This window comes from Bacillus sp. AF62 (genome assembly GCF_050312695.1).
GTDB classification, from domain to species: domain Bacteria; phylum Bacillota; class Bacilli; order Bacillales; family Bacillaceae_G; genus Bacillus_A; species Bacillus_A cereus.
In genome coordinates, this window is sequence record NZ_JBNPJZ010000052.1 from 1 (window position 1) to 22,516 (window position 22,516).

The following is a 22,516-nucleotide window of genomic DNA, read 5'->3' on the forward strand; positions in this document are numbered from 1 at the left end:
TTGCCCCCTGTACAATACAGAGTTCAATCCTTATTAGCTGCTTAAATATGTGTCCAACTTTTTGGGTCCAGTTCAAAATTGTAATAAACTATTAGAGGTTTTTAGGAAGAATACTCAAGATTTGAGGATTGAGTTTAAAACATATGAATCTTAGGTAGTTTGAATTGGAGATGTAAAATGAAAGCGAATAAAGTATTTGAGCGCGTATGTAATCTAATATCTGAAAAGTATTTAGATAATGGTTGGAAATATTCTAAGTCGGGTCATTGGATGAGTAAAAAAGATAAAAATTTCATTTATAAGGTATTCTTTTATACAAGTTGGAATAATATATCTGATAAAAATGTAGTATTTTATGGTGAATGCGCAATTCTTCCTTTAAAATCTAAAGATAAAATATTTCATATTAATACACGTCAGTGCAATGTACCAAGCAATCAGTTATATTGGAACATAGCAAATGAGGAAGAGTGGGAGCGGACAGTTAACGAATTCACCAATTGGTTAAATAGTGTATTTATGCCAATTGTAGAAAGGTGCACGAATGATTTGAACAACTTTGTAAAAGAGGTTGTTGAAAGGGGTTTTTATCCTCAAAAGGGTTATATGGTAGATATTAATTTTATATTAAAGCACGGGTCACGTGAATTGGCAGAGGAAGCTATCAAAAGATACTATGACAGTTTGGAAGAGTCAATAAAAAAAGAATTTAAAGATAACTATGAAAGTATGGTGTATGGTAATGAAGCAGTTAGTGCATATGGTAATAACATGATGAGAAATTACACCAATTTTAGAACTATCATAGATAATAAAATACGTGTTACTTTATAGTACATCAAATGGTTTGACTTAGTAAGCGATAATTGGTAATCCAATTATCGCTTTTGGTTTTAAATAAGGGTACGGGTAATAATTCTTCGAGTAAGGATGTTTATGGACCTTATTATGATGAGGCAAAAAAATTACACGAAACTAACCCTGATTGGTATCCTAATCCTGATGAATCTACCCTAGTAAAGGGTAAAGGGTAAAGAACTAAAGGAAACAAGAGCAGACTATCAAGCGTTGGTTAGAAGAGGGGAACTTGAAAAAGGTCACCATGTACAAGGTTTATCTTTTGGGGAAGAGAATGTAAGTTCAAATATAAAGAATACAGGAGAATCGACTATTCGTCGAGAGCAAATTGATGATTTGAATTTGAATTTTTATCATGAAATGGGTTATGGTAAAGAAAATGCTAAGGTACTAAAAATACATGAGAATGAAAAGGGGATTATTGTATTTGGTAATAATCCACAACATACTGAGGTTACTGTTTTTCAAAATAAAGTTCTGAAATGGCAACGAGAAAATGGAAAGAGATAATTTAATGAAAGTAGGTGCATTTATGGGAGAAACGAGAAATCTTATGAATAGTATATGGTTTGGAGAAAAAACAATTTTAGCTAAATCGGAAATAAAAGAAAAAATTTTAAAATCTTTAACAGAAACGGAAGTTTTATTTAACTTAATAGAATTATTTAAAACGGGGGATTTTACTCAAAAACCACTATTAGTTCAATTAATGAATCAGACTAAAGATGAAGCGGTTCTGAATTTATGTATTAGAGTATTTTTATCTGTCGCAACACATGAAGACTTAAGGGATTCAAATAATCTCCGTTTTCTTAGTGAGGTAACTGAAGAAACAGTAGACACTTTTGCATCAGCAGCCACAACCTCACTTTCTCTTGAGGTAATTCCATATTTATTGGCTTTACTTGAAGAGTGGGAGGAATTCAGTGATACACCTACTATTATAAGAGATTCAATTGATTCCTTTATTAATTTTGAAGATCAAATTGGTGAAGATGCAACTATAGATGAAATTGGAAATTTTTATTTTAAGTATTGTCAGGAGAAGGATACAAATAGTTATTATTTTCAACAGAATTTAGCTTTTCCTGAAGACTTAGCTAAAAAATTGATTCAGCGGGTTATGATTGCTGCTGATAATGAGGAGCAATTAAAAATGGAATTAATACCATCTTTATTATCAATTTGGACTGGTGAAAGAGTACCTGCGGATTACAACACTATTATTAGTGCAAGTAATTATAAAGATTTTATTGACTATATAAACGAACTTTCAAGTGAAAACTGGGAAAAGGGACAAAAATATTTTTATGGATATAAGCTTTAACTATAATAACCTATGAAAAACAAAGTATATGTGAAGTGGATAGGAAAAAATAATAGGGTGTTTGAAAATACATACTCTATGATGGTTGTACCATCATAGAGTATTATGTGCAATGATAGAATAGAAAACGAAGTACGAGCTTAGGTGAGATGATATTTTACTGGGCAATGAATATAAACACACGGTATGTATACTAAACTAACAAAATCGTACAAACTCGTAAGTTTTTACATAGTAGTTGTCACGGCATATAAAAGGTGCCATACTGTTTACTGCAAAACTTACAAATACATGTTACTTAAAAACATTTGAACTTAAAGCACTTGATTGTCAACTAAAGGAAACAAGTGCTTTTTTGCGTTTTAGGATAGAAATAGGTAGACACATTATAATTTTATAAGTGCACGAAGTATTAAATTTTTATAGATTGTAGTGGCGTTGTACAGTGTATAACGAGAGTGGAAGAAAAAATAAAGGGTTGTATTATTTTTTGAAGTCATCGTAAAGTACGTTTTAACGGAAGGACAAGTACGTGATGGACTACAAGCGCTATTGTCCGATATGGCGAAAGTATTAATACAACGAGAACTAAAGAAATATGAAGTAGATGTGAAGGCGATTGAACAATCTATAGTATTTACACATGATCCAAATGACTTTTTGGTGAATGGCATGTTAGAGCTATTAGACCAATATTAACGTCTTGAGAAATCTTTTTCGACAAAAAAATAATATATCCCTTGACAGTTACAAATATAACCGATATACTTCATATTAATTTCAAAAGAAAATATATTCTAAATATTAAAATGTGTTGAATAGGAGTAGTAAGGTCATGTATTTGTACAGAGAGCTATGGGTTGGTGCGACATAGTCAAATGACATCCTGAACTCGCCTAGGAGCAGTAAGGTGGAACGGAATCACATTCTTAGTAAATCTTAACGGTTAACCTTCGATATTAGGTTTGTAATCAAACGATTACTACTAAGGTGGATTCATAATGGAATCAATAAGGGTGGTACCGCGTTAAGTAAATGGCTTAGCGTCTCTTTAAATAGAGATGCTAGGCCATTTTTTTATTATATGGAAGAAGAAATGGAGGGTTTATTTGGATAGGTCTATAAAATTTATTTATTTATATAAAAAGATTTAATTAGGAGGAAAATGAGATGAAACAGACGGAGCAATGGACTTCGAAATTAGGTTTTATAATGGCAGCAGCCGGATCAGCAATTGGACTTGGTGCGATATGGAAGTTTCCTTATATCGCTGGGAAGAGTGGGGGAGGAGCGTTCTTTTTAATCTTTATATTATTTACTGTTTTAATTAGACTACCGCTACTTATAGCTGAATTTATGATTGGACGCAGTACGCAGAAACAAGCAGTTGGAGCATTTAAAAGCATCGCACCAAATACAGGATGGCACTGGATCGGACGCCTTGGCGTTGGAACGTGTTTTATACTACTTTCGTTTTATAGTGTTGTAGGTGGATGGGTATTAATTTATTTATTCAGAGGAATAACTGGACAACTGATTACTCCAGGACAAAATTACGGTGCGTTATTTACTGAAACAATTGGGAATCCCACTTGGGCTATTATGGGACATTTCGCTTTTATGTTCATTACGATATGGGTTGTATCAAAGGGTGTACAAAACGGAATTGAAAAAGCAAGTAAATATATGTTGCCAGTATTGTTCGTTTTATTTGTCGCTCTTATTATTCGTTCGTTAACACTTGATGATGCAATGAAAGGTGTGAAGTTTTTCTTACAACCAGATTTCTCAAAGATTACTTCGGAAAGTATTTTGTTCGCAATGGGGCAATCATTCTTTGCAATTAGTATCGGGATTTCAATTATGGTTACGTATAGTTCCTATTTAAATAAAAAAGAAAGTTTACCAAAATCAGCAATAACAATTGTTGGATTGAATTTATTTGTTTCTTTATTTGCGGGTCTTGCCATTTTTCCGGCCGTATTTTCATTAGGAATGGAGCCGACAGAAGGACCTGGATTACTATTTATCGTATTACCATCTGTATTTAGTCAAATCCCATTCGGTGGATTTTTCTTAACAGTATTCCTTGCACTATTTACATTTGCGACATTAACATCGGCATTTTCTCTACTAGAAACTGTTGTTTCAGCATTAGCAAATGGTGAACAAGAAAGAAGAACGAAACTATCATGGATCATTGGTTTCTGTATTTTCTTAGTAGGTATACCATCTGCGTTATCATTTGGAGTATGGAGTGATATTACGATTTTTGGAAAGAATATTTTTGATGCGGTAGACTTTTTATCTAGTAATATATTAATGCCACTTGGAGCACTATTTATTAGTATTTTCGTTTCATTCAAAATGGAGAAGAAGGTACTAGAAGCAGAGTTTTTTGTAGGTGGTAATTATGGAAAGAAAGTATTTACTTGTTGGGCATTTTTACTTCGATTTGTAGCGCCACTTGCAATAATTATCGTCTTCTTAAATGTAATAGGGATTATTTAACATTAAATGTTATAATATTCAGTAAAAAAGGGGAGGTGATGATCATAAAGGCAAATTTGATAGAAGCAGGGAGATACATGAATATTAGAGGGAAAAAGCTATACGTTGAAACGCATGGAAATCCTAAAGATAAACCAGTCTTATATTTGCATGGTGGACCAGGAGAGAGTTGTTATGATTTTTCATTTCATCAAGCGGAACGTTTAAAAGATTCTCTATATGTAATTATGATAGATCAAAGAGGTGTTTGTCGTTCAGAAAAAATTACTGAGGACGAAGCTTTTGGATTAAATGATTTGATTGAAGACTGTGAGGAATTAAAAAAAGTATTACAAATTGAGAAGTGGTCTATAATTGGACATTCTTTCGGTGGATATGTAGCATTGCTTTATGCGTCGATATATCCAAGTTCAATAGAGAAAATAATATTTGAAGGACCAACTTTTGATTTTGCATTAACAAGTAGAGCTTTGTTGCAAAAGACAGGGCATTTATTAAAAAAATATGGAAAAGAAGAAGTAGCAGAAGAGTCTCTTGCTTATTCATCTAGCAATGCTAGTTCAAAAGAGTTGTTAGAAGCTTATATAAGACTAAGCAATGAATTAGAAGAAAAAAGAATGGAGATTTACAATAATAAGGAAGATAGGACAGATGAGAGTTTATACAGTGATGAAGAGTGGGAAATATTTTCAAATCGTTCTCAAATTCATTTTAATAGATTAAAATTAGAGGGTGCATGTCATAAATCATTATTATATAAAATAAAAGAAGTACAGAATCCAATGTTATTAATTGTAGGAAAACATGATGTAGTAACGTGTGAAAAACAAATTGAAACATTTAATAAAGATGCTCAAAACGGTAAGTGTATCGTATTTGAAGAGAGTGGTCATTCACCTCACTATGAGGAAGCAGATAGATTCGCAGAAACAATTATTCATTTTTTGAAATGAAGAAAAGGGTGCTTCTATAAATGAGGGGCACCCTTTTTATATTTCTGGATAAGCGATTGTTATGTTAGGCCATTTAATTTGCCAATTCTTTTTTATAACTCTATTTTTGTACATATGTATACGTTCTTTTGTTTCAAGAAAATGAGCTGTTGGTTTCACTTGTAGTGAAAGTACATCTTCGATTCCGCATGGAGATGCTAATATAATATTGTTTTGGTCATCTAATGTAACTCCTAATGCCGTTGCTGTTTCAGGAAATTTAGAAATAGCATCAACAGAAGAAGAATATGGCGGCATGTTATTCATTACATGCATACGAGCTTGATTTTTTATTGACCAAGGGATAGTGGCATCCATATTCATTAGTTTCGTTTCTAATAACTTTTCATATGTTTCGTCTTTATGTAGACAATCGTAATAAATAACATCTACATCAGGCGTATCTGTTCTTATTTCGTAGTCGTGTAAAGTATCCCAAATTTTAGAACGAACAAAGCCGGCACAAACCCACCAATCAGGTAGCTCTAGTGATTTTGCCATTTGTAATACAGTCATCATCCATTCGTCGTTTTCTATTAAGCGAATGATATCTTGTTCTGTTTGTATAGTCATTTGTTATCTCACCTGCTTTTTTTAGAGTGTGGATTTAATTCATAAGCTTTATAATCCATGTGATCCAGTAAGCACCTGGTATGAATAACAGTTGAGCTAGTAATGTACCAAAAAGTCTAGAAATCATTAGCCAAGCATACATTTTACTCATTGCTTCAGCACCTTCTTCTGATTGAAGAGCTCGCTCTGTTAAAAGAGCAATACGTGGATCTAGTAGCACTGTTAATAAAATAGTAGCAAAACCATTAATAAGACCAGAAGCTGTAGTGGCTTTTGTTGCGAAAGCTGGAATTAAAAAAGAAGCATATAGTGCGGAAAGAACCCCCGCTGTATAAATTGCAGTAGCGAACATGTTAATAAGCATTATACGCTTTGGAATACCGCCGATACGCAATCTATGAATCATTTCTAACTTTGGAAAGCGGACATATTTTTTTGTGTACTTTAATTTTTGAATGTTATTCGTTTTCATCATTCGAATGAAAGAACCGTCTGTTTCAAAGTTTTGAATGACATATCCAAATAGTTTTGTCAAAGTTGGATACAGTATAATCGCAAGCAATGTACCGATAGAAGCAGATAATAGTACAAGACGTATAATATGCTCTAAATCAATAGAAGGATCTAGTTTTGCTTCGTCAACAATCCCGCCAAGTAAAAAGGCTTGTAGTAAGTTTGATGTTCTTGAAATGAGTAATACGATTCCTACGACGGATAATGCGACAGCAATCTTCTTTAAACGAACCCCGGCTAATCGAATACTATAAGAGCTTGTTTCAACTGCGTGGATCACAATTGTGAAAGCCATTATAAAAATTAACGTAATTGACATTTGTTTCACCAGTTTCTATTAAAATAATTGTAACTTTTTTACTGTATCATATCTATCGTATTTTGTAACTGAAAGTATGTGACATATGGAAATTGATTTTTCGAAAAAATAGATAATGATAGTATAATAGGGAGAAGTGGAAGAGATGTTAGCAGTTATTTATACAGCACATTAAGTGGAGGAATGAAACATGTATAAAACATTTCTATTTGATTTAGATGGAACTTTAACGGATCCGAAAGAAGGGATTGTAAACTCGGTTTTATATGCATTAAAAAAAGTAGGAATTGAAGAAGTACATGTAAGTGAGTTAGATTCATTTATAGGTCCTCCTATTCAGCAATCATTCATAGAGAGATATAATATGAGTGAAGGAGAGCTTGAACGTGCTGTTTTTTACTTCCGTGAGTATTTAAAGCAGCGTGGATTGTTTGAAAATAATGTATATGAGGGGATTCTGAAGCTCTTGCAACAATTAAAAAGTTCAGGGAATCGCATATTTGTAGCAACTTCAAAGCCCACTGTATTTGCGAAACAAGTTATAGAGCATTTTCAATTGACGAATTATTTCGAAGATATCATTGGAAGTAATTTAGATGGTACAAGAATAAAAAAAGATGAAATAATTGCTCATATTTTACAAACAAATGAAGAACTAAATAAAGAAGAAATGATAATGATCGGTGATAGAAAGCACGATATAATAGGTGCGAATCAAAATGGAATTGCTTCAATTGGTGTTTTATATGGCTATGGCTGTGAGAAAGAACTGACTGAAGTTAGTGCGACTTACATAGTGAAAGATGTTGAAGAACTGTATCATTTTTGTGTAGAAAAAAGTTTAATAAATTAGTAAATATAGATACTAGCAATCCCTTTTTAACGTATGATGAGGAATTCGTTTCTGTTTAAAGGGATTTTTCATATGTAATCGAATATTTATAATTAGACATTTTTAGCATGAAAAAATTGTATGAATAAGAGGAGGGATGTCAGAATTAAAAGATTAGTAGAAGTTTATCAATAAATTTTAGAATATTCTGTTTAATGGAGGGGTAAAATTGGAGTTAGTTATTATATTATTAGCACTAAGTTTACTTATGTTCGTAGCATACAGAGGCTTTTCTGTTATTTTATTCGCACCGATATTTGCATTATTTGCAGTATTTTTGACAGAACCTAGTTATGTATTACCTTTCTTTTCTAATATCTTTATGGAGAAAATGGTTGGTTTTATAAAGCTATATTTTCCTGTGTTTTTATTAGGAGCAATATTTGGAAAAGTAGTGGAAATGTCAGGAATTGCGGATTCTATTGCAAAAACGATTATTGAGTTAGTCGGTGAAAAACGTACTATATTAGCGATTGTATTAATGGGGGCTATTTTAACGTATAGTGGTGTTAGTGTGTATGTAGTAGTGTTTGCTGTTTATCCGTTCGCAGCTAAGTTGTTTCGACAAGCTAATATTCCAAAACGTTTAATCCCTGGAACGATTGTTCTTGGAGCAGTAACGTTTACAATGGATGCACTACCTGGATCACCACAAATTCAAAATGTAATACCTACAACATTTTTTAAAACGGATATTTATGCTGCACCGATACTTGGGATTGTAGGAGCAATTTTTGTTCTTACATTAGGTTTACTATATTTAGAGAGTAGACGTAAGAAGGCAAAAGCGGTAGGTGAAGGATATTTTGATTTTAATGACGGAAATACTGAAATGGCAGCATCTTTGCAATTAGAACAAAAAAATATGCCATTAATTAATAACATTGAAATCACAAGAGCACAACAACTTATTGCATTTATACCACTTATTTTAGTAGGTGTAATGAATAAAGTGTTTACTATTATGATACCGAAGTGGTATCCAAGCGGTTTTGATTTTTCTGCAATTGGTATGAAAGCATTTGGAAAAGTAGAATTAAGTGCAGTAGTAGGAATTTGGTCTGTAGAATTGGCACTTTTTATAGGGATCTTAACAACGTTATTATTATATTGGAAGCGAGTAGTAACAGGTTTCCAAGCTGGATTGAATACAAGTATTGGTGGAGCGCTACTTGCAACGATGAATACAGGAGCTGAGTTTGGATTCGGTGGTGTCATTGCAGCACTTCCAGGCTTCGCAATTATGAGAGATGGTATCTCTGCTACTTTCACAAATCCGTTAGTGAATGGTGCAGTAACGACGAATATTTTAGCTGGAATTACAGGCTCTGCATCAGGAGGTATGGGAATAGTATTAAGCGCAATGGGAGATAAATTTATTGCAGCGGCCAATCAATTTGATATTCCATTAGAAGTTATGCACCGTATCGTATCAATGGCATCAGGAGGAATGGATACACTACCGCATAACGGGGCTATTATTACTATTCTTACAGTAACAGGATTAACACATAAACAGTCCTATAAAGATATATTTGCTATCACAATTTTGAAAACGGTTGCTGTATTTTTAGTTATCGCGTTCTATACTTTAACAGGACTCTATTAAAAATTCGAATCGTAAAGATTCATCAAATCGATAATTTATATCATAAAATATTAATTAGGATAAGAAGGGGTGGAGTACTTGCAAGAAGTTTCTGAGTTTCGTATGCCAAAGTCGGTATTATATGGAAGGAATTCGCTTGAAAAACTGGGGGAACAATCAAAAAAGTTAGGGAAAAGAGCTTTTATAGTTACTGATACAATTATGGAGAAATTAGGATATGTTGAAAAGTGTATACAACAACTAAATAAGAAAAGTATTACTGTTAGTACATATAATAAAGTAGATGCTGAGCCTACAAATATACACGTGTTAGAAGCGTTATCTCTTTGTAAAGAGGAAAAGTGTGATTTTATTATCGGTATTGGTGGTGGAAGTTGTATTGATGCTGCGAAAGCAGTAGCGGTTTTATATACAAATGGTGGAGAAGTTGAGGATTATGTCCAAAAGGATATTGAAATAGAAAACAATCCACTACCACTTATTGCAATTCCAACAACTTCTGGTACTGGATCGGAAGTTACAAGTGTAGCAGTAATAACGAATAAAAAAACAGATGTAAAAATGATGATGAAGCATCCTAGTTTTATACCGAAAGTAGCAATTATAGATCCAGTTTTGACAAGTTCATTACCAACACAAATTACGGCAGCAACAGGAATAGATGCATTATGTCATGCGATTGAAGCGTATATTTCTAAAGTTTCACAACCACTTACAGATGTACTTGCTCTTTCAGCTATTGAAAGTATTATGAAATATTTACGTATAGCATATGAAGATGGACGTAATATGGAGGCAAGAGAAGCGATGATGATTGCTTCCTTACAAGCTGGAATTGCATTTTCTAATGCATCAGTTACATTAGTTCATGGAATGTCAAGGCCAGTGGGAGCATTATTTCATGTACCGCATGGAATATCAAATGCCATACTATTACCTACAGTGTTAGAGTTTACAAAAACAAGTGCAATGAAAAGGTTAGCAAAAATTGGACGTAGTTTAAATAAGGATTTGTATTCGAATTCTGATGAGGAAGTAGCAGACTACACGCTTGGTGAAATAAAAAAACTTTGCTTTGATCTTCGTATTCCAAATTTAAAAGAATACGGAATCGATGAAATTGAATTTGAAAATGCTATTTCTAAAATGGCATCAGATGCAATTGAAAGTGGTAGCCCAGCTAATAACCCACGTGTTCCATCATATGATGAAATCAAAGAGCTGTATCGAGAGTGTTTTAATTATAAGTATAAAGAATTCATAAAAAAATCAGATTATTAATTTCGGAATATTCTATAAAAATTCCCTTGGAAATGAAAGTAGAATTATTCTTTATTATTTCCGTATTTTCCGTTAAAACAAGACTTTATATTCCAAACTTAAAGTCTTGTTTTATTATGTATAATATACATAATAAAACATTGTTATTAGTTTTATAAAAATAGTTTAGGTAGGTGTTTGTATGAAAACGATAGGTCTTATAGGTGGTATGAGTTGGGAATCAACTTCTGAATATTATCGAATTATTAATGAAGAAATAAAAGAGAGATTAGGAGGGCTACATTCAGCAAAATGTTTGATTAATAGTGTGGACTTTGAAGAGATTGAAAGATTCCAGTCTAGAGGAGATTGGAATGGAGCAGGTGAAGTTTTAGCGAATGCGGCGTATTCATTACAGAAGGGAGGAGCAGACTTTATAATCATTTGTACAAATACAATGCATAAGGTAGTTGGAAAAATAAAGGAGAAAATTGATATTCCAGTCTTACATATTGCCGATGCAACTGCAAAAGAAATTAAAAGAAAAGACATTCAAAAGGTTGGTCTGCTTGGAACTAAATATACAATGGAGCAAGATTTCTATAAGTCACGTATTGAAGAGCATGATATAAAAGTAATAGTACCATCAGAAAAAAATAGAAAAGAAATAAATAAAGTAATATATACAGAATTATGTTTAGGAAAAATAGTATCTCAATCTAGAGAATATTATAAAAGAGTCATCGAAGAGTTAGTGCAAAAAGGAGCACAGGGAATCATATTAGGTTGTACAGAAATAGGGTTATTAATAAAGCAAGAAAACGTATCTGTCCCGATATTTGATACGACTCATATACATGCAATTGAAGCAGTCAAGATAGCTCTAGATAAATAGATTATAATTATATTATGTAAACTTAATTCATATATCTGGAAAACATTCAGAAAATATTTTATAATGTAAGTGGTTACATTTAAGGGGGAATGCGTATGTTTTCAGTTCAACCAATCGCATTTGTACATAATGAAAGAAAGGAAATAAAAGATGATGAGTGGGGAGAAGTAAGATCCCGTATAACTTTAACTGAAATGTATGCAGAAGAAAGTATACAAGGGATTGAAGATTTTTCCCATATTGAAGTTGTTTTTTATTTTCATAAAGTAACTGACGAGCAAATTCAGTATTTTGCTAGACATCCTAGAAATAATAAAGATTATCCTGAAGTAGGTATTTTTGCACAGCGCGGAAAAAATCGCCCGAATCGCATAGGTGTAACAATTGTAAAGGTGATCAAAAGAGAAGGTAAATCAATTATTGTTGAGGGATTAGATGCTATTAATGGTACTCCTATATTGGATATAAAACCAATAATGAAAGAGTTTATGCCGAAAGAAGAAATACACCAGCCTAAATGGGCAACGGATATAATGAGACTGTATTGGAAGGGGAATGGAGTAAAATGAGAATATATGAGGCAACAATTGCAGATTTAGATGGACTAGCATCAGTTTTTAATAACTATCGCATGTTTTATAGGCAGGATTCTGATTTAGAAGGTGCAAAAGTATTTTTACGAAATCGAATTGAGAGAAAAGAGTCCGTTATTTTCGTAGCAGTTGAAGACGGCGAATATATTGGGTTCACACAACTATATCCATCATTTTCTTCCATTTCAATGAAAGAATTATGGATTTTAAATGATTTATTTGTACAAGCGGCGAAGCGTGGAGCCGGAACAGGTAAAAAATTATTAGAAGCTGCTAAAGAATACGCATTAGAGAATGGAGCAAAAGGTGTAAAATTGCAAACAGAGATTGATAATTTATCAGCACAACGATTATATGCTGAAAATGGTTATTTGAGAGATAATCGTTATTTCCATTACGAATTAACGTTTTAAAAAATTAAGTTGAAAGAGACATTTTCAAGAAAAAGAATTTCTTTGTAATGAGAAATTCTTTTTTATTTTTGCCTAAATTAAACATGACGAAAACGATATTTATTTATTGTTAAACGATAAATAATATGATAAAATTATGTTATCATTAAAAAAATGAGGTATTGTAAATGAATCTTAAACGAAGTTCAACAACGTTCTTAAAAGTAATTATTTTTCTTGTTGGAATTGCAGTACTTGCTTTATGCATATTTTTAGTGCCGGAAATGGCGAATTTCGCAGCAAATTTGTATCCTAATATTGCTCCGATGAAATATCTTGTTTTCATTGTGATGTATGGAGCAGCTGTGCCTTTTTACGTTGCTCTTTATCAGGCTTTCAATCTTTTACAGTACATTGATGAGAACACAGCGTTCTCGGAATTATCTGTAAAGGCGTTAAAGAATATAAAGCGCTGTGCAATTACAATCAGTGGTTTGTATGTATTAAGTTTGCCACTTTTTCATTTTATAGCGAAAAAAATGGACCCTCCTATTGGGTTAGTGGGACTTATTATCGTTTTTGCTTCGCTCGTTATCGCTGTTTTTGCTGCTATTCTTCAACGCCTTCTACAAGAAGCAATTAACATAAAATCAGAAAATGATTTGACGGTCTGAGGTGGCGGATATGACAATTATTATTAATATTGACGTCATGTTAGCAAAACGAAAGATGAGTGTAACGGAACTTTCGGAGAAGGTTGGAATTACGATGGCGAATCTTTCTATTTTGAAAAATGGGAAAGCAAAAGCGGTTCGTTTTTCAACATTAGAAGCGATATGTAAAGCTTTGGAGTGTCAGCCAGGGGATATTTTGGAGTATAAAAACGATGAGAATACTCAATAAAAAAAGATAACAAATGTAAATAATAGAAGTCAATAAAGAAGGGATAGCCACTAAGCTATTCCTTCTTTACGTTAATTGCTGTTACTAATAAAAAATAAAATTTGAATTGCAATGTTTGCTTATCAAAAGGGAACTTGCTACCTTTTGAGGTAATCCGTTTTGTGGAAGACAATTATTTGCCAAAAAGGCTATTTTAACTATGTTTTAAATTATTTTGAGTGCATCAAAATCTTCATTTGTATTATAGTTGATTTAAAACCCAGTTTGTTGCATCTTCAAAGTTATCTGCAATGTAGTTTGGTTCAATATGTGCCCATTTGTCTCGGTACGTATGCAAAGCATCATACCCAGCGCCTGTTCGGACTAGAATCGTAGTTGCATTTACTTTTGCTCCTGCAACAATATCAGTCCAGCGATCACCAACTACAGCACATTGTGTTAAATCAAGCCCATGTTTTTTTGCTGCTTTAAGCAGCATGCCTGTACTTGGTTTACGGCATTCACAACCATCACCGTGTTTATGAGGACATACATAAATATCATCAAAACCGAAGCCTTCTAATTCTTGTACAAAATCGGCTACAGTTGCTATTCCATCTGCGATACCAGGTTGATTTGTGAAAGAGAAAATTTTTATATTTTTAGCTTTTAGTTTTTGCAAGGATGTTTTTGTGAATGGAAATAATGTAAAAGATCCTGGATAATGTATTGTAGTGTCACCACCAATTGTACCGTCACGATCAATGAAAATTGCTTTAATGTTTGTCATAGTTATAGTCCCTTCAATTATAAGTAGTTTAAAAATGTTTTACAAATCGGTAGCCATTTACTGCATATCCTAATTTTTTGTAAAAAGGATGAGCTTCTACTCTTTTTGTTCCACTAACTAGCCATGTGCCAATGCAATTATGTTTCTTTGCTAATTGCTCTGCATAATCCATCAATACTTGTCCAATGCCTTTCCGTCGTATGTTAGAATCGACGCTAATAATTGAAATCTCTCCATAACGTGTTACATCTTCTAAATTTTCACGTATACGAAATCCAAGTAATCCAAATATAGCTTCTTCTTCCTCGTAAACATATAAAAAATCAAACGGACTCATTTGTACGAATTGTAATCGATTGTTCATATCTTCATAGGAAATAGAGGAACCTTTTAATTCTTTCGTTAAAGAACAAAGTGCGTCTATATCATCTATCGTTGCTTCACGAATTTGAAAAGACATATTATCCACCCAAATAAAATGTAATCAAACATTTAATATTCTGTTAAAAAATGTTTTTTCCTGCTATGAAAATAAATATTTTATAATGATATATAGATAGTTATATGTTATTCTTTTCCTTGATTGTATTGGAAATGGAAAGAGGGGAAATGCATGTTAGAAGTAAATATCCGCTCAGCCGGATATGAAATAGGCGAAAAAATAATTCATGATATAGCTTTTTCTATCGAAAAAGGTGAACTAGTTGCTCTTATTGGAGCAAATGGTGCTGGGAAGAGTACGACGATAAAAACGATGCTCGGATTACTTGTAAATATGGACGGTGAAATATCATTCGGTGAAAAGAAAAATCCGTATGCATACGTGCCAGAACATCCAACATACTATGATTACTTGACGCTCTGGGAACATATTGAATTATTAATGGCTGCTCGTGGAAGTGAAATGGGAAGCTGGGAAGAACGAGCGGAACAATTATTACATACTTTTCGAATGGATAAGCATAAACATGAGTATTTATCAAAGTTTTCAAAAGGTATGAAACAAAAATCGATGCTAATATTGGCGTTTTTAACTGAGCCAGATTTTTATATCATTGATGAACCCTTTATCGGTTTAGATCCAGTAGCTACGAAAGAGTTTTTAAGTTATTTATATAAAGAAAAAGAGCGCGGAGCAGGAATTTTACTTTGTACGCACGTATTGGATACTGCTGAAAAAATTTGTGAAAGATTTTTACTCATTTCACAAGGTACATTAGTCGCAGATGGACATTTAGAATCTATTCAAATGTTAGCGGAAATGCCGGGTAGCTCATTACTAGACTGCTTTGATGTAATCGTAAGGCGTGAACAACATGATTAAACAACAATTTTATAAAAGATTACGCCATGAGCTTCAGCGGAAGTGGAAGTCTATACGTTCGGTAACAGATTGGACAGTCGCATTATATATTATTATACCAGCACTTATATTTATGGGAATCTATTATAGGTCACTATGGATAAATGAATTATCAACGGAAGAGACGATTTATTTCGGATTAGGATTACTCGCATTTTATCTAGTAACATATCCGAGAGGAGTTCGTTCATTTTTTGAGCAAGCGGATAGTTTATTTTTAATTTCGTATGCAACACATATGCAAAAATTAGTCCAGTATGGCATGATGTACACATTTGTTCGAATAGCGATAACGAATATAATATTAGTCGTTATTATGTTACCGGTGTTGATGAAAAGTATCGGAGTAACAGAGATACAAGTCCTATTATTTTGGGTATTCTTTACTATATTTCGATTTATGATGTCGTTGTTAACGAGATTTATTCATGTACATGCGGAGAAACGATGGGTTTTATGGATTGTAAAAAATGTAGTATTTTCTATGAGTGTGTCCTTTTTTGGAATTAGTTTATTTTTTATTTATAAAAATCCATTTTATTCAATTCTATTTATCGGTTTAGTAATTTTCTTAAGTAGTGTATTAGTAAAAGCGAAAATGAATTATAAAAAGTTCTTTTTTAAAGAAATTGAGAAAGAAAAGGAGGAAAGCATGCGCTGGACGAGCGGAATTATGCAAGTTGGTGGTCATGCGGCTAAACCGAGTAGTTCGAATAAAAAACCGTGGATGTTTCCGTACTCTAAAAGACTTTTAGGAAAAAAAGCTGATTCTCGTATTGTCGAATCTTTTTTGAAAGAATTTTTCCGTACAAGTACTGCACGAATATTTTATATTCAAATTGTATGTATCAGTACTGCAAGTATAATTATGACTCCTAGGTGGATTGCAGCTATTGTTCTCGTATTTGCTGTAGTTGCAATTTCTCGCTATGCACGTGATTATTGGAATGAATTTACGAATAAGATGTTTCTTCATTTATATTGTGATGAAGGGAACTTACTTTTGTTAAGATGGAAGGCAAATCGTTATTTACTACTACCAGCAATACTTTTGTATGGAATAGTTATACTTGCCCAGTTTTATTTATTGCCAGCTGTGATTGGTGGCATTATTTTTATTTTATTAATTGTATGGATTGTATTTTTACCATTAAAAAAGAGCCATTGACGGCTCTTTTTCTAGTCTGTAACACATTGATAAATAAAATATACTAAAACGAGTATGCTTACGGCGGAATACATGACATCTAAAGTCATCTGATCGCCTCCTTATTATTGTTGTATTTTTATTGTATGAAACCTTACAATTTCATATTCAAGTGAAAAATATGTGAACGTTAACAAAATTGTAAAGTGCAAAAATTACAATCATTTTGTATAATAGAAGAAACCACCGTTATATAAAAAAATAATGAGTGAAAGGGAAGGGAACATAAATGCCAAATTGGTTTAGAAAAACCTTAGTCGCATTAATTACCGTATTTACATTTGGTTTAGTGACGCCTCCTTCCATATTACTTGATAATGCCAAAGCTGCGGACAAGCCTACGAGCACAGCTGGGCAACAAAGTTTGGAGAGCACGTCCTATACATATGAAGAAACGAATGACAGGTTAACCACCGATACTTTTATTACTTATGCAATGCAAGAAGCAGAAAAGCAGTCGATGCAAAAGTTTGGTACTAAAATTGGTCCAGTAATTGAAGATGAGTTTAAAGATGTAATATTACCGAAAATTGAAGAGGCAATTGCTGAGCTTGCTAGTGATGTACCAGAAGATTCACTACAATCATTAGCGATTTCTCAAAAACCAGCTGGTGGAAATAATGAAAAGATTTTTCACGTCTACGATACGAAATCAGGAAATGATTTATTGCGTTTCCATGTAAGAAGAGATCATCCGCCGCAAGATGGTTATTATTTTAATTTCCATTATCACCGTTTTGATGATGGATACTCTGGACATCATGAGTTAGGAAATATTTATTGGAATACGAATGTACCGCCGAAATGGTTGTCTTAAAAAGAACAAGAGAAAATCTTGTTCTTTTTTATTTTTATAGAAGGGACAGACAACTATGTTGTTGAATAACATAGGTTTAGAAAAAAGAAGCAAAAGGAGTATGGAGATGCAAAAATATATTGTTTTTGACTTTGATGGCACATTAGTAGATTCACAAAATATATTTGTACCGATTTATAATCAACTTGCTGAAAAACATGGGTATAAAGCAGTAAAGGAAGACGAAATTGAACATTTACGTAAATTAACGATGACAGAGAGATGTAAACAACTCGATGTACCACTGTATAAATTACCGATATTAGCTTTGGAATTTTATAAATTGTATCAGCCTGCTATAAAAAATCTTGTTTTATTTCATGGGATGAAGGATGTATTAGATGAACTACATAAAACAGGATACGGTATTGCGGTCATATCATCTAACTCAGAAGAGCATATTCGGGCGTTTTTGCACAATAATGGTATCGAAAATATTCAAGAAGTGTATTGTTCTAAAAATTTGTTTGGTAAAGATAAAATGATAAAAAGATTTTTAAAATCGGAAAAGATAACAGAGCAAGATATGTTATACATTGGTGATGAACAGCGAGATGTAGCAGCTTGTAAAAAGGCTGGGGTGAATGTAATTTGGGTATCTTGGGGATATGATGTTATTGAAACAGTGAAAAAAGACGCACCCGATTATATGGTTCATAAGCCGATGGAAATTGTGCAAGTAGTACAAGGAGTGTATTCATCATATTGAATTTTGAGTAGCAAATTTAGAGGAATCCATTTCTTTTTATAGTAAGCTGTTTTCAATAATTGGATGGAGAAGATTAAATGAAGTAGCATATAGCACGGGAGAAAGTGAAATATAATTTAAAGAAGTAGATGAGGAAATCGTAAGGACGTTAGGTCCTAGACATATTTGTTATCAAGCTATTCATAGAGAAGTAGTTGATGAAGTAGTAGATTTTCTTTCTAGTACGAAAGTGAAGGTAATACGTAGTCTAATTGAAATGAATCATTATTCAGAAGGGTACTATACGATTGATTTTTACGATCCGAATGGATTTATTGTAGAAGTAGCCTATACACCAAATGCAGAAATATAAGGGGAATAGATATGAAGATAATTACAGCACGGCAAAACAATATACAAATTGTAAAAGATGCAGCGAATATTGAAGAAATTTCTAAAGGTTTCTCTCCAGATAAGAAATATGTAATTACGAATGCAAATAATGAAAAATATTTATTTCGGACAGGAGATATAAAAGAGTATGAAAGAAAGAAAATAGAGTTTCAAATTTTAAATGAAATGGTAAAACGTAACGTACAGGTACAAAGGCCAATTGAAATAGGTATATTGGAAGAAGGTGTATGCTATAGTATTTTTTCATATTTAGAAGGGGAAGATGCGAAGAAGCTATTGCCTACGTATTCACCAAAAGAACAATATGATATTGGCATAGAGGCAGGAAAAGATTTAGCAAAAATGCATACATATGAAGCTCCTAATGATATACTTCCATGGCATGAAAGAGCAATGAAAAAACATAGTAAATATGTAGAAGCATACAAAACATGCGGAATAAAAATAAAAAATGATGATAAGATTATTAAGTTTATAGATGAAAATGAAATGTATGTAAAGGATCGCCCAAATCAATTTCAACACGATGATTTTCATTTAGAAAATATAATTGTACGGGATGGGAAATATGTAGGTGTAGTTGATTTTAATGGTTATGACTGGGGCGATCCACTGCATGATTTCGTGAAAATTGCACTATTTGCAAGGGACATTAGTATTCCGTATTCAATCGGACAAATAGAAGGATACTTTAATAGGAGAATACCAGAGGAGTTCTGGAAATTATATGCGGTGTACGTTGGCATGACAGTTTTCTCATCAGTTGTCTGGACATTAAGAGCAGCACCACATATGTTGGATGATATGTTAGAGCGTCTTCATATTGTATTGGAAGATCATAAAAACTTTGAGTTATCAAAACCAAGTTGGTTTCAACCAGATAAGATTGATATGAAATAGAAAAGGTAGGTGTGATTCGCACCTACCTTTATTTTTTACCATCAAAATACTTATTTAATTTTCTTAAATGTAAGTGGCTGAGTACTTAATGTGGCTGGTACATGTAACTGAAGGGATGGGAATTCACCTCTTATATTCATTTCATAAGCGAATAATAAACTCATTTTCATTTGGAATAAGTCAACTTTTGCAGAGAAGATGTCGTAATGATGACGCCCTAATTGAATATCCATTTCCATAAATTGTACATATAACGAATCATCGCGTTTGTATACTTGTAATGTTCCATATGCAGGATGTTCAAAAGTACCAGTATAGTCCTCTAACTTGTGCGAAGGTGTAGTCCCTTTAATTTGTTCAGGGAGGGATTCAGTTGCTTCTTTCATCATTTCCTTCATTTTTTCAGTATCTTCTACAGCACGTTTATGCCAATCAATGGATTCAAATTCAAGTAATTCATCATAAATTTGATTAGCCAGATAAGTAGGAAGTAATGTTCCTCCAGCATTCGTTAAAATGACAAGGCCTATGTTTTCTGTTGGTATGAATGAAACAAGCGCTGAAAATCCATCGATATTACCGCCATGATGAATCACTTTTTTACCACGATAAGCGCTAATAAACCAACCAAGGCCGTAACTATTTAATGGAGATTCAGGGAGTGATAAAACCGGTTGGTCTGGAATTGAATTGTGTGGTGTATACATTTGTTGTAATAATTCAGAGGAGATTAATTCATGATCTCCAAATTTTCCTTCATTTAAGTGGAGAAGTACCCAATTTGCCATATCTTCAATTGTAGAATTAATACACCCAGCAGCGCCGACTGTATCGATGTTGCGGAATGGAACTGCTTTTATTTCACCGTCATTTTCAATGTAAGGTAAAGCATAATCATCTGTAGTTTGTGAATCGTTAACAGAGAAGTTTGTATGTCTCATATTTAAAGGTTCTAAAATATGTTCTGTAGTGTATTGCTCCCACGTTTGATTTGTAATGTTTTCAACAATGTAGCTAATTGTTGCATACATTAAGTTGTTATATAGAAATGCAGTCCGGAACGGTGCATCAAGTGGTAAATGTTTTATTTTTTCAACGAGATCTTTTCGAGATAACGAAGAACTGTACCAAAGAGCCTCATGACGACTCACTCCAGTTCGATGAGAAGCTAAATCTCGTCCTGTAACTTGTGAGCTAGCAAGTAGTTCAGATAAAGTAAAGTTAGGTATATAAGACTGGATAGGGGTATCCCAATTAAACTTTTTTTGCTGTGCTAACAAGCTTAATGAAAGTGTGCCAAACGCTTTCGTTGAGGAACCGATTGCGAATCGAGTATTCGGTGTAACAGCCTCTTTTGTTTCTATATTACGATAGCCGAAACCTTCTGAAATAATAACTTCACCGTCTTTTATAACAGCTACAGCAGCACCAGGAACATTTAAATCCTTCATCATTTTTTCAACCGCTGTTTGTAAAGAAGTCATAACAGGCGTTTCAATTTTAGACATACTTCTAACCTCCAAATATAAATTTTGTTCTACCGCACTATACTTTCGGTAATAGAAAATGAAAACCTTTTTAAATTTGGAAAGTTAATAATTTTGTAAGAATTAGCGGAAGAAATTTTATTAATTAGGATTATTAAATTTACCATTTTTCATGTTATGATAAATTGCATATACGATTGAAAGAAGGTTTTCCTACATATGAAACATGCTGAAAATGAATACTTAAATTTATGCCGCCATGTAATGGAACATGGTACGAAGAAAGAAGATCGTACAGGGACAGGAACTGTATCTGTATTTGGATATCAAATGCGTTTTGATTTGAGTAAAGGATTTCCTTTATTAACGACAAAAAGAGTACCATTTCGCCTTGTAGCAAGTGAACTACTTTGGTTTATGAAAGGTGATACAAATATTCGCTATTTATTGCAGCATAATAATAATATTTGGAATGAATGGGCGTTTAAGAGCTGGGTAGAAAGTGATGAGTATACTGGTCCTGACATGACGGATTTTGGTCTTCGCTCACAACAAGATGAAGAATTTAAAGTACAGTACGATGAGCAGATGGAATTGTTTAAAAAGAACGTTTTAGAAGATGATGATTTCTCAAATAAATATGGTTATTTAGGAGACGTTTACGGTAAACAGTGGCGAGCTTGGAAAACGACAGCTGGTGAGACACTTGATCAATTAAAAGATGTAATTGAAATGATTAAAAAAACACCAGACTCACGTCGTTTAATCGTTTCTGCTTGGAATCCTGAAGACGTACCAAGTATGGCATTACCCCCTTGTCATACATTATTCCAGTTTTATGTAGCGGACGGAAAGCTTTCTTGTCAGCTATATCAAAGAAGTGGTGACATATTCCTTGGAATACCATTTAACATCGCAAGTTATTCACTACTAACACATTTAATTGCACACGAATGTGGTCTTGAAGTAGGGGAATTTGTTCATACAATTGGTGATGCACACATTTATACAAATCATTTTGAACAAGTAGAAAAGCAATTGGCACGTGAACCACGTCCGTTCCCGAAACTTACATTAAATCCAGATGTGAAATCTGTTTTCGATTTTGAAATGGAAGATTTAACGATTGAAGGATACGATCCGCATCCAGCAATTAAAGCACCGGTTGCAGTATAATTGTAGAGGAGATGAAAAA

The 22,516-nt window shown here is 33.0% G+C and carries 24 protein-coding genes, 2 pseudogenes and 1 other annotated feature; of the genes and pseudogenes, 21 read left to right on the forward strand and 5 right to left on the reverse strand.

From position 1 onward, the window contains the following. The first annotated feature begins 177 nt into the window (after positions 1-177). The 6 genes and pseudogenes from ACQRBL_RS10570 to ACQRBL_RS10595 all read left to right on the forward strand — a co-directional run bounded on the left by ACQRBL_RS10570 (position 178) and on the right by ACQRBL_RS10595 (position 5,649). Complete coding sequence (locus ACQRBL_RS10570) at positions 178-834, forward strand: hypothetical protein (RefSeq protein ID WP_023521819.1); 657 nt, start codon at positions 178-180, stop codon at positions 832-834. A gap of 234 nt (positions 835-1,068) precedes the next feature. After that, entirely contained in the window at positions 1,069-1,368 is a 300-nt protein-coding gene (locus ACQRBL_RS10575; RefSeq protein ID WP_043924650.1) for a hypothetical protein, read from the forward strand. 4 nt (positions 1,369-1,372) lie between these two features. Then, the gene (imm47, locus tag ACQRBL_RS10580; RefSeq protein ID WP_043924651.1) at positions 1,373-2,185 is read left to right on the forward strand and encodes an Imm47 family immunity protein; all 813 of its coding nucleotides are present in this window, start codon (positions 1,373-1,375) and stop codon (positions 2,183-2,185) included. A gap of 531 nt (positions 2,186-2,716) precedes the next feature. Further along, positions 2,717-2,881 (forward strand): annotated as a pseudogene (locus ACQRBL_RS10585) (recombinase family protein); the annotation flags it as partial. Between the two features lie 109 nt (positions 2,882-2,990). Then, positions 2,991-3,239, forward strand: a binding site (T-box leader). 116 nt (positions 3,240-3,355) lie between these two features. After that, positions 3,356-4,696 carry a sodium-dependent transporter gene (locus ACQRBL_RS10590; RefSeq protein ID WP_411996424.1) on the forward strand — a complete coding sequence of 447 codons (1,341 nt, stop codon included), beginning with the start codon at positions 3,356-3,358 and terminating at the stop codon, positions 4,694-4,696. 38 nt (positions 4,697-4,734) lie between these two features. Beyond that, entirely contained in the window at positions 4,735-5,649 is a 915-nt protein-coding gene (locus ACQRBL_RS10595; protein ID WP_094194508.1) for an alpha/beta fold hydrolase, read from the forward strand. A 36-nt stretch (positions 5,650-5,685) separates the two neighbouring features. Here ACQRBL_RS10595 and ACQRBL_RS10600 read toward each other — a convergent pair whose 3' ends face one another. Both ACQRBL_RS10600 and ACQRBL_RS10605 read right to left on the reverse strand, forming a co-directional pair. Continuing rightward, positions 5,686-6,261, reverse strand: a complete 576-nt coding sequence (locus tag ACQRBL_RS10600; protein ID WP_065483400.1) for a nucleotidyltransferase family protein — start codon at positions 6,259-6,261, stop codon at positions 5,686-5,688. A 34-nt stretch (positions 6,262-6,295) separates the two neighbouring features. Then, positions 6,296-7,093, reverse strand: coding sequence for a lipid II flippase Amj family protein (locus ACQRBL_RS10605; RefSeq protein WP_000028911.1), 798 nt, complete (start codon positions 7,091-7,093; stop codon positions 6,296-6,298). Between the two features lie 190 nt (positions 7,094-7,283). Here ACQRBL_RS10605 and ACQRBL_RS10610 point away from each other — a divergent pair, with 190 nt between their 5' ends. From ACQRBL_RS10610 to ACQRBL_RS10645, 8 genes are all read left to right on the forward strand, one after another. Further along, on the forward strand, positions 7,284-7,946 hold the full coding sequence (locus ACQRBL_RS10610) for an HAD family hydrolase (protein WP_000278491.1): 663 nt from the start codon (positions 7,284-7,286) through the stop codon (positions 7,944-7,946). A 208-nt stretch (positions 7,947-8,154) separates the two neighbouring features. Further along, positions 8,155-9,594, forward strand: coding sequence for a GntP family permease (locus ACQRBL_RS10615; protein ID WP_411996423.1), 1,440 nt, complete (start codon positions 8,155-8,157; stop codon positions 9,592-9,594). A gap of 78 nt (positions 9,595-9,672) precedes the next feature. Continuing rightward, the gene (locus ACQRBL_RS10620) at positions 9,673-10,875 is read left to right on the forward strand and encodes an iron-containing alcohol dehydrogenase (RefSeq protein ID WP_001158667.1); all 1,203 of its coding nucleotides are present in this window, start codon (positions 9,673-9,675) and stop codon (positions 10,873-10,875) included. Positions 10,876-11,056: 181 nt separating this feature from the next. After that, a complete protein-coding gene (locus tag ACQRBL_RS10625; protein WP_000848576.1) occupies positions 11,057-11,749 on the forward strand; it encodes an aspartate/glutamate racemase family protein in 693 nt (230 codons plus the stop codon). Positions 11,750-11,844: 95 nt separating this feature from the next. Further along, on the forward strand, positions 11,845-12,318 hold the full coding sequence (locus ACQRBL_RS10630) for an SAM-dependent methyltransferase (protein WP_411996422.1): 474 nt from the start codon (positions 11,845-11,847) through the stop codon (positions 12,316-12,318). After that, positions 12,315-12,755, forward strand: a complete 441-nt coding sequence (locus ACQRBL_RS10635; RefSeq protein ID WP_023521824.1) for a GNAT family N-acetyltransferase — start codon at positions 12,315-12,317, stop codon at positions 12,753-12,755. The genes ACQRBL_RS10630 and ACQRBL_RS10635 overlap by 4 nt, the downstream gene beginning before the upstream one ends. A gap of 167 nt (positions 12,756-12,922) precedes the next feature. Next, positions 12,923-13,408 carry a DUF2975 domain-containing protein gene (locus tag ACQRBL_RS10640; protein WP_023521825.1) on the forward strand — a complete coding sequence of 162 codons (486 nt, stop codon included), beginning with the start codon at positions 12,923-12,925 and terminating at the stop codon, positions 13,406-13,408. 10 nt (positions 13,409-13,418) lie between these two features. Then, a complete protein-coding gene (locus ACQRBL_RS10645; RefSeq protein WP_000152534.1) occupies positions 13,419-13,637 on the forward strand; it encodes a helix-turn-helix domain-containing protein in 219 nt (72 codons plus the stop codon). Positions 13,638-13,878: 241 nt separating this feature from the next. On the opposite strand, the gene ACQRBL_RS10650 is transcribed toward ACQRBL_RS10645, so the two are convergent. Both ACQRBL_RS10650 and ACQRBL_RS10655 read right to left on the reverse strand, forming a co-directional pair. Beyond that, complete coding sequence (locus ACQRBL_RS10650; RefSeq protein ID WP_000181782.1) at positions 13,879-14,406, reverse strand: HAD-IIIA family hydrolase; 528 nt, start codon at positions 14,404-14,406, stop codon at positions 13,879-13,881. Between the two features lie 28 nt (positions 14,407-14,434). Beyond that, positions 14,435-14,866 (reverse strand): GNAT family N-acetyltransferase, encoded by a 432-nt coding sequence (locus ACQRBL_RS10655; protein ID WP_000009775.1) that lies wholly within the window; start codon positions 14,864-14,866, stop codon positions 14,435-14,437. A 153-nt stretch (positions 14,867-15,019) separates the two neighbouring features. Here ACQRBL_RS10655 and ACQRBL_RS10660 point away from each other — a divergent pair, with 153 nt between their 5' ends. The 6 genes and pseudogenes from ACQRBL_RS10660 to ACQRBL_RS10685 all read left to right on the forward strand — a co-directional run bounded on the left by ACQRBL_RS10660 (position 15,020) and on the right by ACQRBL_RS10685 (position 19,834). Next, positions 15,020-15,730, forward strand: a complete 711-nt coding sequence (locus ACQRBL_RS10660; protein WP_098256947.1) for an ABC transporter ATP-binding protein — start codon at positions 15,020-15,022, stop codon at positions 15,728-15,730. Next, the gene (locus ACQRBL_RS10665; protein ID WP_000595455.1) at positions 15,723-16,937 is read left to right on the forward strand and encodes an ABC transporter permease; all 1,215 of its coding nucleotides are present in this window, start codon (positions 15,723-15,725) and stop codon (positions 16,935-16,937) included. Before ACQRBL_RS10660 ends, ACQRBL_RS10665 begins: the two co-directional genes overlap by 8 nt. Positions 16,938-17,205: 268 nt before the next feature. Next, complete coding sequence (locus ACQRBL_RS10670; protein ID WP_001134421.1) at positions 17,206-17,793, forward strand: YpjP family protein; 588 nt, start codon at positions 17,206-17,208, stop codon at positions 17,791-17,793. 106 nt (positions 17,794-17,899) lie between these two features. After that, on the forward strand, positions 17,900-18,541 hold the full coding sequence (locus ACQRBL_RS10675; RefSeq protein ID WP_411996421.1) for an HAD family hydrolase: 642 nt from the start codon (positions 17,900-17,902) through the stop codon (positions 18,539-18,541). 28 nt (positions 18,542-18,569) lie between these two features. After that, a pseudogene (locus ACQRBL_RS10680) lies at positions 18,570-18,893 on the forward strand (topoisomerase IV). 11 nt (positions 18,894-18,904) lie between these two features. After that, complete coding sequence (locus ACQRBL_RS10685; RefSeq protein ID WP_411996420.1) at positions 18,905-19,834, forward strand: aminoglycoside phosphotransferase family protein; 930 nt, start codon at positions 18,905-18,907, stop codon at positions 19,832-19,834. A gap of 50 nt (positions 19,835-19,884) precedes the next feature. On the opposite strand, the gene ACQRBL_RS10690 is transcribed toward ACQRBL_RS10685, so the two are convergent. After that, a complete protein-coding gene (locus tag ACQRBL_RS10690; protein ID WP_411996419.1) occupies positions 19,885-21,342 on the reverse strand; it encodes a serine hydrolase in 1,458 nt (485 codons plus the stop codon). Positions 21,343-21,540: 198 nt separating this feature from the next. Between ACQRBL_RS10690 and ACQRBL_RS10695 the strand changes: the two genes are divergently transcribed. Beyond that, positions 21,541-22,497: a thymidylate synthase gene (locus tag ACQRBL_RS10695; protein WP_000679600.1), complete on the forward strand. Its 957-nt coding sequence runs from the start codon at positions 21,541-21,543 to the stop codon at positions 22,495-22,497. Positions 22,498-22,516: the final 19 nt, after the last annotated feature.

Bases quoted from the DNA above. Each gene is read 5' to 3' on its own strand.
- ACQRBL_RS10570 (WP_023521819.1), top strand. From the start codon at position 178: ATGAAAGCGAATAAAGTATTTGAGCGCGTATGTAATCTAATATCTGAA.
- imm47 (WP_043924651.1), top strand. From the start codon at position 1,373: ATGAAAGTAGGTGCATTTATGGGAGAAACGAGAAATCTTATGAATAGT.
- ACQRBL_RS10590 (WP_411996424.1), top strand. From the start codon at position 3,356: ATGAAACAGACGGAGCAATGGACTTCGAAATTAGGTTTTATAATGGCA.
- ACQRBL_RS10595 (WP_094194508.1), top strand. From the start codon at position 4,735: ATGATCATAAAGGCAAATTTGATAGAAGCAGGGAGATACATGAATATT.
- ACQRBL_RS10600 (WP_065483400.1), bottom strand. From the start codon at position 6,261: ATGACTATACAAACAGAACAAGATATCATTCGCTTAATAGAAAACGAC.
- ACQRBL_RS10605 (WP_000028911.1), bottom strand. From the start codon at position 7,093: ATGTCAATTACGTTAATTTTTATAATGGCTTTCACAATTGTGATCCAC.
- ACQRBL_RS10610 (WP_000278491.1), top strand. From the start codon at position 7,284: ATGTATAAAACATTTCTATTTGATTTAGATGGAACTTTAACGGATCCG.
- ACQRBL_RS10625 (WP_000848576.1), top strand. From the start codon at position 11,057: ATGAAAACGATAGGTCTTATAGGTGGTATGAGTTGGGAATCAACTTCT.
- ACQRBL_RS10630 (WP_411996422.1), top strand. From the start codon at position 11,845: ATGTTTTCAGTTCAACCAATCGCATTTGTACATAATGAAAGAAAGGAA.
- ACQRBL_RS10635 (WP_023521824.1), top strand. From the start codon at position 12,315: ATGAGAATATATGAGGCAACAATTGCAGATTTAGATGGACTAGCATCA.
- ACQRBL_RS10640 (WP_023521825.1), top strand. From the start codon at position 12,923: ATGAATCTTAAACGAAGTTCAACAACGTTCTTAAAAGTAATTATTTTT.
- ACQRBL_RS10645 (WP_000152534.1), top strand. From the start codon at position 13,419: ATGACAATTATTATTAATATTGACGTCATGTTAGCAAAACGAAAGATG.
- ACQRBL_RS10650 (WP_000181782.1), bottom strand. From the start codon at position 14,406: ATGACAAACATTAAAGCAATTTTCATTGATCGTGACGGTACAATTGGT.
- ACQRBL_RS10655 (WP_000009775.1), bottom strand. From the start codon at position 14,866: ATGTCTTTTCAAATTCGTGAAGCAACGATAGATGATATAGACGCACTT.
- ACQRBL_RS10660 (WP_098256947.1), top strand. From the start codon at position 15,020: ATGTTAGAAGTAAATATCCGCTCAGCCGGATATGAAATAGGCGAAAAA.
- ACQRBL_RS10665 (WP_000595455.1), top strand. From the start codon at position 15,723: ATGATTAAACAACAATTTTATAAAAGATTACGCCATGAGCTTCAGCGG.
- ACQRBL_RS10670 (WP_001134421.1), top strand. From the start codon at position 17,206: ATGCCAAATTGGTTTAGAAAAACCTTAGTCGCATTAATTACCGTATTT.
- ACQRBL_RS10675 (WP_411996421.1), top strand. From the start codon at position 17,900: ATGCAAAAATATATTGTTTTTGACTTTGATGGCACATTAGTAGATTCA.
- ACQRBL_RS10685 (WP_411996420.1), top strand. From the start codon at position 18,905: ATGAAGATAATTACAGCACGGCAAAACAATATACAAATTGTAAAAGAT.
- ACQRBL_RS10690 (WP_411996419.1), bottom strand. From the start codon at position 21,342: ATGTCTAAAATTGAAACGCCTGTTATGACTTCTTTACAAACAGCGGTT.
- ACQRBL_RS10695 (WP_000679600.1), top strand. From the start codon at position 21,541: ATGAAACATGCTGAAAATGAATACTTAAATTTATGCCGCCATGTAATG.